Consider the following 12,915-nt stretch of genomic DNA (forward strand, 5'->3'; position numbering starts at 1 on the left):
CTGTGCAGACAGGTTTCAATGCGTCACGAAATTGACGGAAAAAGGGAAAATTGCCGAGACAGGGTGACCATCCTGCATGGCGGGATGAAACCGCCATTTTTTCAGGGCCTGTAAGGTTGCCACATCCAGCATCGCGTAGCCGGAGCTGGAGATGATCTCAACCTCTCCAACCGAGCCATCCGGTTGAATGTGGATGATGGTATCGACCGTGCCATGTTCTCCCCTCAGCGCGGCTTCTCGTGGATAGGCCGGTGGTTTGTTGTGGAACTTCGCATCCGGTTTCGCGGGAATGACCGGCCCCGTTACGATTCCGGTGCCGCTATCGGGATCACCCAACCGGACTTCTGTACTGCCGAGATCGGTTTGTTCCCATGACGGCGATGAAGACGAAGATGAAGACGGGGCAGGCGTTGCGGAGGGAGGGGCGCTGGCGGTTTTCTGCGGCTGTTTCGGCGCATCCTGGGGGGAAGGGGCCTGCACGCCGGCAGGAGGTGCTGGAACATCACCGGCCATATCGGCCTGCGGCATTGCCAAAGGGGGAGGTGGTGAAGGCGGAGGAGCCGCGGGAGTCGTTTGATCCGATGGCTGTTGAGACGGGGGTTGCGGAGCACCGCCAGCCTTCCGGGCGGCATCGCCGACGCTGGGCGTGTCCTGCACCACCATTTCAATCTGGGCCTGTGAAGGGGGCGTTTGCGGTGACGGTGGGGCCAGCCATCCGGCAGGAAGCCATTCCGGTGCTGTCAGGGCCGCGAGCAACAGCAGATGCAGCAGCAGCCCGGCCAGCAGCGCCCAGCCAAATCCCGTCCTAAAGGACGATGATGCCCCCGTCCTAAAGGATGATGACGCCCCCGTCCTAAAGGACGAGGATGCCGTTATGCTTTGCCTTGCTGTCAGGTTCGACATGAATCGTGGTGACCAGATGCGCGATTTCCGCCTGGAGTGCGGCCTCCACCTTGTCGCATATGGTGTGCGCCTCGGAAACCGTCATATCGCCCGGCACGACGAGGTGGAACTGGAGGAATGTCCGCTGTCCCGAGCGTCTTGTGCGCAGGTCATGGGCTTCCAGCGCGCCTTCCGCATGCAGGCTGACTACGGATCGGATGCGCTCCAGCACATCCGGGGTGGGGGCCTCGTCCATCAGCCCTCCGACTGATTCCCTGATCAGCCGAAAGCCGGACCAAAGGATGTAGACCGCTACCAGCCCGGCCAGCAAAGGATCAAGAATCGGTTGCCCCACCAGCCACGCCCCCAGCAAGCCGGCCACCACCCCGGAGGAGGAGACCACGTCGTTCAGCAGATGGGAGGCATCGGCCTTCAGCGAAGGGGAATGGGTGCGCCGTGCCGTTTTCATCAACCTCCAGCCCCACAGGCCGTTGAGCATGGTGGCGGCGCCGTTCAGGGCTATGCCGGAAAACGGAGCATCCAGCAGAATCCGGGGTTGCTGAATCGCATGCCATGCTTCCTGAAAAATCGCCATGGCGGCGACCAGAATCAGTGCCCCTTCCCCGACAGCCGCGAAAAATTCGATCTTGCCGTGACCATAAGGATGGTTGTCGTCGGCCGGACGCTGCGCATAGACCAACGCCGCGAATGCCATCAGGGAGGCGGCGACATTCACGATGCTTTCCATAGCATCGGAAAACAACGCGGTGCTGTTCGTCATGCGCCAGGCGAGCAGCTTCAAACCCAGGACGACAATCCCGATCACGATGGTGCCTGAGGCGACCATTTTCGTCCGGCGGCTTGAAGTCTCGTTATGCGCCGCCTGATCCATCAGCTGCTTCCCCTGGTCCTTGGGCAGCGCCTTAGCAGACGCCTCAGTTCTGTATCAACGATCGCTGACAGGTGGCGGGTGCAACCTTGACGCAGGGGAGGGCTTGACCGGCAGCTGCTACTCATCCAGGCGGATGACGACCTTGCCGAAATGGGTGGCGCTTTCCAGATGGCGATAGGCTGCCACTGCTTCGGCAAAAGGAAAGACGCGGTCAATCACTGGCCTGATCCGGTGCTGGCTGATGGCGACGTTCATCGCCTCGAACATCGCGCGGGAGCCGACATAGATGCCGCGGAGAGTCTGGGACCGGGCCATCAGAGGCAGAGGATTGATCTCGTTCTGACCGGTGAGCACGCCAATCAGATGGATCTGGCCGCCCAGCCGCGTGGCACGGATGGATTGCGGAAGCGTGCCGGAGCCGCCGACTTCCACAACGTGATCGACGCCAAGACCTCCGGTCAGGGCAGTTGCGGCCTTATGCCAGTCGGGCCGGCTACGGTAATTAATGCCTTCATCGGCCCCCAGAGCCTGGGCGCGTGACAGCTTTTTGTCAGAGGACGAGGTGGTAATCACGCGCGCCCCAGCGGCCTTGGCGAACTGGATCGCAAAGATGGAGACTCCTCCGGTGCCCTGTGTCAACACTGTCTGGCCCGGTTGAACGGGTGTGCCGCCGAACAGGGCGTGCCATGCCGTTACTGCGGCACAGGGCAGACAGGCTGCTTCTTCCCAGGAGAGATGATCCGGGATGCGCACCAGACCATCCTGTTCGAACACCGCATATTCCGTCAGCACGCCGTGAATGGCGCCCCCGAGTGCGCTGGCCCCGTCCCGTTCGGTGATCGGGCCATCATGCCAGCTCTGGAAAAAGCAGGGAGCTACCCGGTCGCCGGGCTGAAAGCGGGTGACATCCTCCCCGGTTTCAACGACCTCGCCTGCCCCGTCGGAGAGGGGGATCAGATCAGGCGGTACCGGACTGAGCGGATACTGTCCGCGTGCGACCAGAAGATCACGATAGTTCAGAGAGGCCGCCCTCAACCGTACCAGCACCTGTCCTCGCCGGGGTTTCGGTTCCGGGGCCTCGGTCGTGTAAAGACTGTCAAATCCCTGAGGGACAATTCCGTGCGGGCCGGGCAGGCGGTATAGCTTCATGAGACGTCTCCGATTCTCGCGGTGACATGCGGGGGACGGTATGCCAATCGGGCAGTATGGCGGGCAGTATGGCAGGCGGACCGGATAATGGCGACTTATGTCAGGTCAATTCTGCAGGATGACGAATATATTCTGTTCGTCACCCGCTTGCACTGGGTGATCTATGCGCGGGCTATGGTCTGTATCATGGCGGCTCCGCTTCTGTCGGGCACCGTGGCCGGCGCAGTGGAGAGTCAGGGTGTGCGTACGCTCGCGCTGGGGGGCGGATTGATTCTTATGATACTCGGCCTGTATGCCGCGCTGAAGGCGTGGTGGAGGCGTTTCGGGACGGAAATCGTGGTGACGGATCGCCGTGTAATCTACAAACAGGGCGTGCTGGTGCGTCGGACCGTGGATATCAATGTCGTCAGAATTGAATCCGTGGATGTAGAGCAAGGGCTGGTGGGCCGTTGGCTGGGCTATGGCGATGTCACGTTACGCGGCACCGGTGGCGGTATGGAGACTATCCGCCGTGTCGCAAGGCCGCTCGATCTTCGTAACGCGGCGCTGGCGGAATGACACGCCTGGATCTGCTCCGGGCGGGGCCGGATATTCTCTATCAGGACCAGCATTTTGTGGTGCTTAACAAGCCGGCCGGGCTGCCCGCGCATGCCGGTCCTGCGGGAGGCCCAAGTGTGGAGGACTGGTTTCCCCTGCTTTCCCGCCGCAAGGAGGGGCCATGGCTGGCGCATCGGCTGGATACGGATACCAGTGGCTGCCTGATCATCGCGCTGCGCAAGACGCCGCTGCTGGAGGCGCAGGCCATGTTCGCGAAAGGGCAGGCCGGCAAACGCTACTGGGCGGTGGTACGGGGGGCACCTCCGGCAGCGGAGGGGCGGATCGACCGCAAGCTGAGCCGTCGTAGCGAGAGCGGAGAAGCCGGGCGCGGGCACTGGCGTATGGTGGAGGATGCACAGGGTCAGTCAGCCTCCACATCATGGCGTATCATGGAGCATCAGGATGGTCTTAGCTGGCTGGAACTGTCGCCCTTGACCGGACGGACGCATCAGCTGCGTGTGCATTGCGCCCTGCTTGGCTGCCCGATTCTGGGCGATCCTGTTTATGGCGATGGCAGGGATGCGCCGCTTTGTCTGCTGGCATGCGAAATTCGCCTTCCCCTGGACCCGGTCATAAAAGTGCGCGCACCTGTGCCAGCGCATATGCGGCGGTACGGATTCAATTTTCCGTAAAGGTAAGGCAGTATTATGCAATTCTGAGTGGGATTTTTATGCAACATTAACGTTATTTACAATAATATCCTTTTCCTTCAAAGCATTCCATGATTTTCAGCATCTGGTAACGGATACAAATTCTGAAGGACAAAAGAATACCGGAGATGAAAAGACCCGTCAGACTTTTAAACCATTCGGTGAGGGCGAGCCGTAAATTTGGAATTGTCATAACTGTCTGCCTCCAGATCATGAAAAAATGTGAAAGCTCGCTTGCCGGGGATCGTCAGGGCTGCAATGACTAGCACCGTTTGAATAAGGCTTTTCAGGAGTGCGGGCTTCATGCGGATTCTGGTTACGGGTGGATGCGGCTTTATTGGCTCGGCCGTCATACGGCATCTGATCCGTGATACCGCTCATAGCGTGGTGAACGTCGACAAAATGACGTATGCCGCCTCCGAAGATGCGTTGGAGGAGGCTCTGACCGATCCTCGCCATACGCTGGTGAAGGCCGATATCTGTGATGCAACGGCCATTGCGCAGGTGTTTGCCACCCATCGCCCGGATGCGGTCATGCATCTGGCGGCGGAATCCCATGTTGACCGCTCCATTGATGGCCCGGCCCAGTTCGTGCAGACCAACGTGGTCGGCACCCTCGTCATGCTGGAGGCCGCCCGTGAACATTGGTCGGCACACCGCCCTGAAGGGGGGGGGCGTTTCCATCATATCTCCACCGATGAAGTGTTCGGAGCGCTGGAAAATGGCGATCCTCCGTTTACGGAAACGACTTCCTATGATCCTCGCAGCCCGTATTCGGCGAGCAAGGCGGGGTCGGACCATCTGGTCCGTGCCTGGCACCACACGTATGGAATGCCGACTTTCGTTTCCAACACTACCAATAATTACGGCCCCTGGCAGTTCCCGGAAAAGCTGATCCCGCTGGTGACGCTGAATGCGCTGGAGGGGAAAGAACTGCCGGTGTATGGCGACGGCTCCAACCAGCGTGACTGGCTCTATGTTGATGACCATGCCGAGGCGCTGGTGCGGACGCTGGAGCGGGGCGAGCCGGGTGGCACATACGCCATCGGTGCCCGTCAGCCACGCAGTAATCTCGAGGTCGTGCGCACCATCTGTTCCGTGCTGGATGAACTTGTCCCTGATGCGGGCGGAAAGCGTGAACGCCTGATCCGGTTCGTGACGGATCGGCCCGGTCATGATTTCCGCTACGAGATCGACCCCTCCCGTGCGGAGGCCGCGCTGGACTGGAAAGCACCGCATGATTTCGAAAAAGGCATCCGCCGTACCGTGCAATGGTATCTGGATCATCGCACGTGGTGGGAAGGGATTCGCAGTGGCCGCTATGCCGGCCAGCGTCTGGGAACGGCGGGCTGAATCATGAAAAAAGGCATCATTCTCGCCGGTGGCTCGGGCACCCGCCTGCACCCGATGACCCTGGCTGCCAGCAAGCAATTGCTGCCGGTCTATGACAAGCCGATGATCTATTATCCGCTGTCCACGCTGATGCTGGCGGGGATACGCGATATCCTGATCATCTCCACCCCGGAGGATCTGCCGCAGTTCCAGCGCCTGCTGGGCACCGGGGATCGGTTCGGGGTAAAGTTCAACTATGCCGTGCAGCCCAAGCCTGAAGGACTGGCGCAGGCATTTCTGATCGGACGGGATTGGCTGGAAGGTCAGGCCTGTGCGCTGGCGCTCGGCGATAATCTCATTTTCGCCGATCACCTGTCGGTCATGCTGCGCGCCGCCGCCAGCCGTCCGGAAGGGGCGACGGTATTCGCCTATCGTGTGCGGGATCCGGAGCGCTACGGCGTGGTATCGTTCGATGATGCCGGGCGGGCACTGGAAATCGTGGAAAAACCGGCGGCCCCTCAATCAAACTGGGCGGTGACCGGTCTGTATTTCTATGACGAAAAAGTGTCGGAATACGCAGCGGCGGTGAAGCCCTCCCCCCGCGGAGAACTGGAAATCACCGATATCAATCGGATGTATCTCGAAAGCCATACGCTGCATGTGGAGCGTCTGGGCCGTGGTTGTGCGTGGCTTGATGCCGGAACATGCGACTCCCTGCTGCATGCCGCGACCTTTGTGCAGACCATTCAGGATCGGCAGGGTCTGCTGGTGGGCTGTCCGGAGGAGGTCGCCTTCCGGATGGGCTTTATCGATGCGGATCAGCTGAAGGCGCAGGCGCGGCTGCTTGCGAAAACCGAGCTGGGCCGCCTGCTGGCCGAACTGGCGGAAGGGGCGCAGTAAGCGTTTTTTCCGCCTGTTTATTCTCTGGATGACCGACATAATTCAGGTGTGCGATGAAATTCGAACGGCTGGCTATTCCTGAGGTGATTTTGGTGACGCCGGACCGCTTCGGCGATAATCGGGGATTTTTCTCCGAGACCTATCAGCATCGCAAATACGCGGAAGGCGGGATCTCCGGAACTTTCGTGCAGGATAATCACAGCCTGTCTGCCCAGCGTGGCACCATTCGCGGCCTGCATTGTCAGGTGGCGCCGAATGTGCAGGGCAAGCTGGTCCGCTGCGTGCGCGGGGCGATATGGGATGTCGCTGTGGATGCGCGCACTGGCTCCCCGACCTACGGCCAGTGGGTGGCGGCGGAGCTATCGGCGGAGAACTGGCAGCAGCTCTGGGTTCCCGGCGGCTTTCTGCATGCGTTCTGCACGCTCCAGCCGGATACGGAAGTCATTTACAAGGTCACCGGCGATTACGATAAATCCGCCGAGCGCGGCGTGATCTGGAACGATGCGGAACTGGACCTGCCCTGGCCCGTTGCGCCGGAAGAGGTTGTGACGTCCGAGAAAGATCTCCAGTTGCCGCCTTTCTCGGCGGCAAAAGGCTGGTTCACCTACGGGGAGCAGTGAGCATGAGCGGCCCTATTCTGGTGACGGGTGGCAGCGGTCAGGTCGCCCTCGCGCTTGAGGAAGCCGCGAAGGCACGGGGTGTTTCTGTCCGACGGGTAGGGCGGCCGGAATTCGATTTCGACCGTCCAGACTCGATTGAAACCGTGTTTCGTGAGGTGTCGCCTTCTCTGGTGGTCAATGCGGCCGCCTATACGGCGGTCGATGCGGCGGAGAGTGATGTCGCGGCGGCGGAGCGGGCCAATCGCGACGGTCCTGCCCGGCTGGCCGAGCTATGCGCGGTGGCGGGGATTCCGCTGATTCACATCTCCACTGATTATGTGTTCGACGGCAGCAAAGGTGCGCCGTATGTGGAAACCGACCCGACCAATCCGACCGGTGTCTATGGTCGGACCAAGCTGGCAGGGGAGGATGCGGTGCTGGCCACCTGCCGTCAGGCCATTGTGCTGCGTACCGCGTGGGTCGTGTCCCATACCGGCAAGAATTTCGTGAAAACGATGCTGAATGCCGCCCGCAAGACCGACACGCTGCGGGTGGTGGCCGATCAGCAAGGCAATCCCACCAGTGCGGCCGATCTGGCGGAAGCCATTCTCGACATCGCGAAGAAGCTGGAAAAAGGCTGGAACGACACCTATTTCGGCCCGACCCATGCAGCGGGAACCGGTGCCACCACCTGGCATGGTCTGGCGGAAGCGGTGTTCGAACAGGCGGCGAAGCATGGCGCTCCCCGACCTGCCGTGCATCCTATCAAGACGTCTGACTGGCCGACCCCGGCCCGTCGCCCGGCTGATTCAAGGCTGGACTGCACCCGGCTGGAAACGGTGTTCGGGGTGCGGATGCCGGACTGGCAGGGCAGCATCGCCCTTATCGTCGATCAACTCAGCACGGAAGGTGCGCCGGGCTGACCGGATTGAGCACGGCCGAACCGCCTGTCGCCATTTTGCTGGCGACCTATCAGGGTGCCCGCTACCTGCCGGAGCAGCTGGATAGTCTGCTGGAGCAGACTCATCGGAACTGGGTGCTGTTCTGGCGGGATGATGGTTCCACCGATGCGACCATTGCCGTGATGGACTCATTTGCGGCAAAGGCCGGCCCGGAGCGCTGCCACCATGCCGGAGGTCCATCCGGACTGGGCGCATGCGGCAGCTTCCTGTGGCTGTTGCGCCATGCCCATGCGGCGATGCCGGAGGCCCTGCTGGCCTTTTGCGATCAGGACGATGTCTGGCTGCCGCAGAAGCTGGCACGCGCAGTCGCGCGGATACAAAGGCTTGATCCCCATATGCCCGGCCTGTATTGCGCACGGCAGAGGCTGGTGGATAGTGATCTGAAGCTTCTCTCTGTTTCTCCCCCCTTTGATCCGGGGCTGGAGCAAACCCTGTCCTTGCCGCGGGCCCTGGCGCAGAATGTCGTGACCGGATGCACGGCGGTGCTGACCCCTGCATTGGGCTCGCTGATGCTGGTCAGGCCCCCGCCGGAAGAGGGCATGCATGACTGGTGGGCCTTCATTCTCACGGCCGGCTGTGGCGGCGTGTTCATGGCTGATGATGAGGCCGTCATTCTTTACCGGCAGCATCAGGATAATACGGTGGGGGCACCCTCCTCGACGCTGGTGCGGGCTATTGCGGCCTTGCGGCGGGGGCCGCGGCGTTTCATGACCCTGTTCCGGCAGCATCTGGCCGTGCTGGCGGAGATGGAAACCTGCCTTACTCCTTCTGCCCGCAACGATCTGGCGCGGATGCGGCATGCCATGCAGGGCGGCCCGATCTCCCGGCTCCGCGGGTGGTTGATCCCCGGCCTGCGTCGCCATGGTCTGGCTGAAAGCTGGCTGTTTCGCCTGTGGTTTCTGCTCGGCTAACGGACGTCGTGGCGCACTCTTGACGATGTCACGACGGGCCGCGCCTAATCTCTGGACGCTTGAGGGAGCAGGAAAAGACGATGACAGGCCCGGCCCGTGTGCAGTCAGTCTCTTTCGGGCGGCGTGCCGTGCTGGGTGCGGGCGTTGGTCTGGGATTTTGCCTCTGCTGCCTGCGCCCGACCCGCGCCGCAGCGCCTGACTGGGTTTTTCAGGAGGCTGCGCCGGGCATTTTCGTCCGCCATGGCGTGGATGAGGACGCGACCGCCGAGAATCAGGATGCCATTGCCAATATCGGCTTCGTCATCGGCCGGCGTTCGGTCGCGGTGATCGATCCGGGCGGCTGTCTTGAGGACGGGCGGCGTCTGCGGGCGGCAATCCGGGCGCGGACCAGTCTGCCGGTCAGTCATGTGATCATCACCCATGTGCATCCCGATCACGGCTTCGGTGCCGGGGCTTTTCTGGACGACCATCCGGTGATTGTCGGCCATGCCAGGCTGACGGCGGCCCTTGCGGCACGGGGCACGTTCTATCGTGACAAGCTGGATGAGATTCTCGGCAAAGGTCGGGCAGGGCCGGTGGTGATGCCGACCATGCCGGTCCGAGACATAGCCGAGATTGATCTGGGCAATCGCGTGCTGGCGCTGACGGCGCATCCGAAGGCGCATACGGATGCCGATCTGTCGGTGCTGGATCGCTCCACTGGTACATTGTTTACCGGAGATCTGCTGTTTGTCCGCCGTGTTCCGGCGCTGGATGGCAGCCTCAAGGGCTGGCTTGGCGTTTTGAAGACGTTACCGGCGATCCGCCCTGCACGGATGGTGCCTGGGCATGGCCCGGTTGATGCGGCCTCCCTGACCGGATGGAGCGCCGGGGTGGAAGCTTTGCGGCTGTATCTGGACACGCTGCTGACCGAAACGCGCAAGGCTATTGCTGATAATGTCCCGATCGGTCAGGCCGCGCATCAGGTAGCGGTCGGGCAGAAGGACCGCTGGGCGCTGTTTGCGGATTATAATGGCCGCAATGTCGAGGAAGCCTATCACGAACTTGAATGGGAATAAGGGTGCAGCCGCGTTTGTGCGCTTGACTTGCGGGGCAGTTACGCCGAGGGTCGCAGCATCCGAGGGGGGCCCTGGCAGAGGGCTGAGATACCGTCAGGCCGCCATTATGGCAGGCGCATGGTGACCCTGACACCTGATCCGGTTAGCACCGGCGTAGGGACGGGATCGCGCCGAAAACGGGCATCGCCCGAACGGTACCCTTTCTCCGCGTTGGTTCTGTAGTCGGTTCGCGGAGCTTGAGGAAACGCGCATGACCGTTCAGACCAAACCCACCACTGTCACTCTTGGCCCGATCACGGGTTCCCGCAAGATTTACGTGCCTGTCGAGGGACGGGACGATATGGCGATCCCGTTCCGGGAAATCGCGCTCGATCCTTCCGCCAGGGAGGAGCCGGTGCGGGTCTACGATACATCCGGCCCGTATACCGATCCATCCTCGCATATCGATCTTGAGCAGGGTCTGCTGCCGCTGCGCGCACCGTGGCTGGCCCGGCGCGGCTATGCCAGCGTCACCCCGCGCGAGGTGACCGCGGCCGATAACGGCTATGCCCCGGCGGATCGTCTGGTGACGCCCTGTCCCGCCCCGCATACCGTGTTCGAGGGCAAGCCGGGCCAGTTGGTCACCCAGCTTGAATTCGCCCGTGCCGGGATCATCACGGAAGAGATGATCTATGTCGCGCACCGCGAAAACATGGGCCGTGCCCGCATGCTGGAAGGGGCCGAGGCCCGTCGCGCCGATGGCGAGGATTTCGGTGCCAGCATCCCCGCCTTCATCACCCCCGAATTCGTGCGGGCCGAGGTGGCGGCAGGCCGGGCCATTATTCCGGCGAACATCAATCACCCGGAGATCGAGCCGATGGCGATCGGCCGGAATTTCCTCGTGAAGATCAACGCGAATATCGGCAACTCCGCCGTGACGTCCTCCGCCGCGGAAGAGGTGGAGAAGATGGTCTGGGCCACACGCTGGGGCGCGGATACGGTGATGGATTTGTCCACCGGCCGTAACATTCACAATATCCGTGGCTGGATCATGCGCAACTCGCCGGTGCCGATCGGCACCGTGCCGATCTATCAGGCGCTGGAAAAAGTGGGCGGTGAGGCGGAGAAGCTGAGCTGGGAAGTGTTCCGCGACACGCTGATCGAGCAGGCGGAACAGGGCGTCGACTATTTCACCATCCATGCCGGTGTGCGGCTGGCTCATGTGCCGCTGACGGCGTCCCGTGTGACGGGGATCGTCTCGCGCGGTGGTTCCATTATGGCGCGCTGGTGCCTGTCCCATCACCGTGAGAGCTTCCTGTATGAGCGTTTCGACGAGATTTGCGAGATCATGCGCAAATACGACGTGTCGTTCTCGCTCGGGGACGGGCTGCGTCCCGGCTCCATCGCCGATGCCAACGATGCCGCGCAGTTCGCCGAGCTGGAAACGCTTGGTGAGTTGACCAAAATCGCCTGGGACCATGGTTGTCAGGTGATGATCGAGGGTCCGGGCCATGTGCCGATGCACAAGATCAAGGCCAACATGGACAAGCAGCTGGCCGTCTGCGGGGAGGCGCCTTTCTACACGCTTGGGCCGCTGACCACGGATATCGCGCCCGGTTATGACCATATCACCTCCGCGATTGGCGCGGCGATGATCGGCTGGTTCGGCACCGCCATGCTCTGCTACGTCACGCCCAAGGAGCATTTGGGGCTGCCGGATCGTAATGACGTCAAGACCGGTGTCATCACCTACCGCATTGCCGCCCATGCCGCTGATCTTGCCAAAGGCCATCCCTCGGCCCGGCTGAGGGATGATGCAGTCAGCCGTGCCCGCTTCTCCTTCCGGTGGCAGGATCAGTTCAACCTGTCGCTCGATCCGGATACGGCGCAGGCCTTCCATGATGAGACCATGCCGAAAGAGGCGCACAAAGTGGCTCATTTCTGCTCGATGTGCGGCCCGAAATTCTGTTCTATGAAGATCACGCAGGATTTGAGGGAAGAAGCTGCACGCATGGCGGGGATGGAGTCTAAAAGCGCCGAGTTCCGCGACATGGGTGCGACGCTGTATGTGCCGGAACACGCCCCGGCGAAGGAGGACCGCTGACCGACCGATCTGTTTCCCCGGATCTTGATCCCTCTGCCGTGATTCTGGAGGCGATTGGCCAGCTTCCGGATGATGAAATCGATCTGGCGGATGCCGCATTGCAGCTTGCCCGCAGGGGCAGGCTGCTGGCAGGTGAGTCCTCCCGTGCGGTCGAGGAGCAGATTATAACAGCGCGGGCGCATCTGACGGAGCTGGCGCAGGATGTCGCCATGTTGGCTGCGGGGATGGAGGAAACAGACCTTTCAGCACGGGCGGGGATACTGGCCGGGTTGTTGCAGGGCAGCTATGGCTATGCGGGCGATGATACCCGCTTTCCCGATTTCGCCGATCTTCTACGGGTGATCGAACGGCGGGCCGGGTTGCCGGTGGCGCTCGGAATCCTGTGGATTCACACTGCCCGGGCGGCGGGGTGGGAGGCATATGGCCTCGATTTTCCCGGACGGTTTCTGGTGTGTCTTCAGGAGGAAGACGGGCCTGGTGCCAGCGCGGAGCGGCGCATCGTGCTGGATGTCTTTGAAGGCGGGATACCGATGACTGTGCCGGCCCTGCGCGATCTGCTGAAAAAGGCCGAGGGCGCCTCTGCCGAGCTACGGCCCGATCAATTTCGGCCGATGAGCAATCGGGGGGTGCTGCTGCGCCTTCAGAACAATCTGCGCGCACGGTATCTGGAACTGGGCGCGATGGAGGATGCGCTGGCCTGTTCTGAATCGATGTTGATGATTGCGCCGGATGAAGCACCGTTGTGGCGGGAAACCGCACTGATGAATCAGCGGCTGGATCGCGTTTCCGCCGCGTTGCGGTGTTTCGAACGTTTTCTCATCCTCGATCCGGATAGTGAGAGCGCGCGCCGGGCGCGTGCGGTGATGCAGGATCTGCGTTCACGCCTGCACTGATGTCGCC

General features: G+C 61.8%; 13 protein-coding genes and 1 riboswitch. Of the genes, 10 read left to right on the forward strand and 3 right to left on the reverse strand.

From position 1 onward, the window contains the following. Positions 1 to 15 precede the first annotated feature (15 nt). The 3 genes from GBCGDNIH1_RS12525 to GBCGDNIH1_RS12860 form a co-directional block, all read right to left on the reverse strand. Positions 16 to 903, reverse strand: a complete 888-nt coding sequence (locus tag GBCGDNIH1_RS12525; RefSeq protein ID WP_080504472.1) for an energy transducer TonB — start codon at positions 901 to 903, stop codon at positions 16 to 18. Then, on the reverse strand, positions 854 to 1,774 hold the full coding sequence (locus GBCGDNIH1_RS12560; RefSeq protein ID WP_011630805.1) for a cation diffusion facilitator family transporter: 921 nt from the start codon (positions 1,772 to 1,774) through the stop codon (positions 854 to 856). Before GBCGDNIH1_RS12560 ends, GBCGDNIH1_RS12525 begins: the two co-directional genes overlap by 50 nt. A 117-nt stretch (positions 1,775 to 1,891) precedes the next feature. After that, complete coding sequence (locus tag GBCGDNIH1_RS12860; RefSeq protein ID WP_011630806.1) at positions 1,892 to 2,923, reverse strand: zinc-dependent alcohol dehydrogenase family protein; 1,032 nt, start codon at positions 2,921 to 2,923, stop codon at positions 1,892 to 1,894. An 87-nt stretch (positions 2,924 to 3,010) separates the two neighbouring features. Here GBCGDNIH1_RS12860 and GBCGDNIH1_RS12865 point away from each other — a divergent pair, with 87 nt between their 5' ends. The 10 genes from GBCGDNIH1_RS12865 to GBCGDNIH1_RS12910 all read left to right on the forward strand — a co-directional run bounded on the left by GBCGDNIH1_RS12865 (position 3,011) and on the right by GBCGDNIH1_RS12910 (position 12,908). Next, positions 3,011 to 3,481 carry a PH domain-containing protein gene (locus GBCGDNIH1_RS12865; protein WP_025285685.1) on the forward strand — a complete coding sequence of 157 codons (471 nt, stop codon included), beginning with the start codon at positions 3,011 to 3,013 and terminating at the stop codon, positions 3,479 to 3,481. Further along, entirely contained in the window at positions 3,478 to 4,152 is a 675-nt protein-coding gene (locus GBCGDNIH1_RS12870) for an RluA family pseudouridine synthase (protein ID WP_011630808.1), read from the forward strand. Before GBCGDNIH1_RS12865 ends, GBCGDNIH1_RS12870 begins: the two co-directional genes overlap by 4 nt. 321 nt (positions 4,153 to 4,473) lie before the next feature. Next, complete coding sequence (gene rfbB, locus GBCGDNIH1_RS12875; RefSeq protein ID WP_011630810.1) at positions 4,474 to 5,523, forward strand: dTDP-glucose 4,6-dehydratase; 1,050 nt, start codon at positions 4,474 to 4,476, stop codon at positions 5,521 to 5,523. A gap of 3 nt (positions 5,524 to 5,526) precedes the next feature. Then, complete coding sequence (rfbA, locus tag GBCGDNIH1_RS12880; protein WP_011630811.1) at positions 5,527 to 6,402, forward strand: glucose-1-phosphate thymidylyltransferase RfbA; 876 nt, start codon at positions 5,527 to 5,529, stop codon at positions 6,400 to 6,402. Positions 6,403 to 6,455: 53 nt separating this feature from the next. Continuing rightward, positions 6,456 to 7,022 (forward strand): dTDP-4-dehydrorhamnose 3,5-epimerase, encoded by a 567-nt coding sequence (gene rfbC / locus GBCGDNIH1_RS12885; protein WP_011630812.1) that lies wholly within the window; start codon positions 6,456 to 6,458, stop codon positions 7,020 to 7,022. Beyond that, positions 7,019 to 7,924 carry a dTDP-4-dehydrorhamnose reductase gene (gene rfbD, locus GBCGDNIH1_RS12890; protein ID WP_011630813.1) on the forward strand — a complete coding sequence of 302 codons (906 nt, stop codon included), beginning with the start codon at positions 7,019 to 7,021 and terminating at the stop codon, positions 7,922 to 7,924. Before rfbC ends, rfbD begins: the two co-directional genes overlap by 4 nt. Positions 7,925 to 7,929: 5 nt before the next feature. Further along, entirely contained in the window at positions 7,930 to 8,874 is a 945-nt protein-coding gene (locus tag GBCGDNIH1_RS12895; RefSeq protein ID WP_011630814.1) for a glycosyltransferase family 2 protein, read from the forward strand. An 80-nt stretch (positions 8,875 to 8,954) separates the two neighbouring features. Further along, positions 8,955 to 9,932 carry a quinoprotein relay system zinc metallohydrolase 2 gene (locus tag GBCGDNIH1_RS12900; RefSeq protein ID WP_050748368.1) on the forward strand — a complete coding sequence of 326 codons (978 nt, stop codon included), beginning with the start codon at positions 8,955 to 8,957 and terminating at the stop codon, positions 9,930 to 9,932. A gap of 52 nt (positions 9,933 to 9,984) precedes the next feature. Next, positions 9,985 to 10,109, forward strand: a riboswitch (TPP riboswitch). A 73-nt stretch (positions 10,110 to 10,182) separates the two neighbouring features. Continuing rightward, positions 10,183 to 12,015 (forward strand): phosphomethylpyrimidine synthase ThiC, encoded by a 1,833-nt coding sequence (gene thiC / locus GBCGDNIH1_RS12905; RefSeq protein WP_011630816.1) that lies wholly within the window; start codon positions 10,183 to 10,185, stop codon positions 12,013 to 12,015. A gap of 38 nt (positions 12,016 to 12,053) precedes the next feature. Next, positions 12,054 to 12,908 (forward strand): SirB1 family protein, encoded by an 855-nt coding sequence (locus tag GBCGDNIH1_RS12910; RefSeq protein WP_011630817.1) that lies wholly within the window; start codon positions 12,054 to 12,056, stop codon positions 12,906 to 12,908. Positions 12,909 to 12,915: the final 7 nt, after the last annotated feature.

Source organism: Granulibacter bethesdensis CGDNIH1 (assembly GCF_000014285.2).
GTDB lineage: Bacteria > Pseudomonadota > Alphaproteobacteria > Acetobacterales > Acetobacteraceae > Granulibacter > Granulibacter bethesdensis.

Coding starts and splice junctions, on each gene's coding strand:
- GBCGDNIH1_RS12525 (WP_080504472.1), bottom strand. CDS start 903: ATGTCGAACCTGACAGCAAGGCAAAGCATAACGGCATCCTCGTCCTTT.
- GBCGDNIH1_RS12560 (WP_011630805.1), bottom strand. CDS start 1,774: ATGGATCAGGCGGCGCATAACGAGACTTCAAGCCGCCGGACGAAAATG.
- GBCGDNIH1_RS12860 (WP_011630806.1), bottom strand. CDS start 2,923: ATGAAGCTATACCGCCTGCCCGGCCCGCACGGAATTGTCCCTCAGGGA.
- GBCGDNIH1_RS12865 (WP_025285685.1), top strand. CDS start 3,011: ATGGCGACTTATGTCAGGTCAATTCTGCAGGATGACGAATATATTCTG.
- GBCGDNIH1_RS12870 (WP_011630808.1), top strand. CDS start 3,478: ATGACACGCCTGGATCTGCTCCGGGCGGGGCCGGATATTCTCTATCAG.
- rfbB (WP_011630810.1), top strand. CDS start 4,474: ATGCGGATTCTGGTTACGGGTGGATGCGGCTTTATTGGCTCGGCCGTC.
- rfbA (WP_011630811.1), top strand. CDS start 5,527: ATGAAAAAAGGCATCATTCTCGCCGGTGGCTCGGGCACCCGCCTGCAC.
- rfbC (WP_011630812.1), top strand. CDS start 6,456: ATGAAATTCGAACGGCTGGCTATTCCTGAGGTGATTTTGGTGACGCCG.
- GBCGDNIH1_RS12900 (WP_050748368.1), top strand. CDS start 8,955: ATGACAGGCCCGGCCCGTGTGCAGTCAGTCTCTTTCGGGCGGCGTGCC.
- thiC (WP_011630816.1), top strand. CDS start 10,183: ATGACCGTTCAGACCAAACCCACCACTGTCACTCTTGGCCCGATCACG.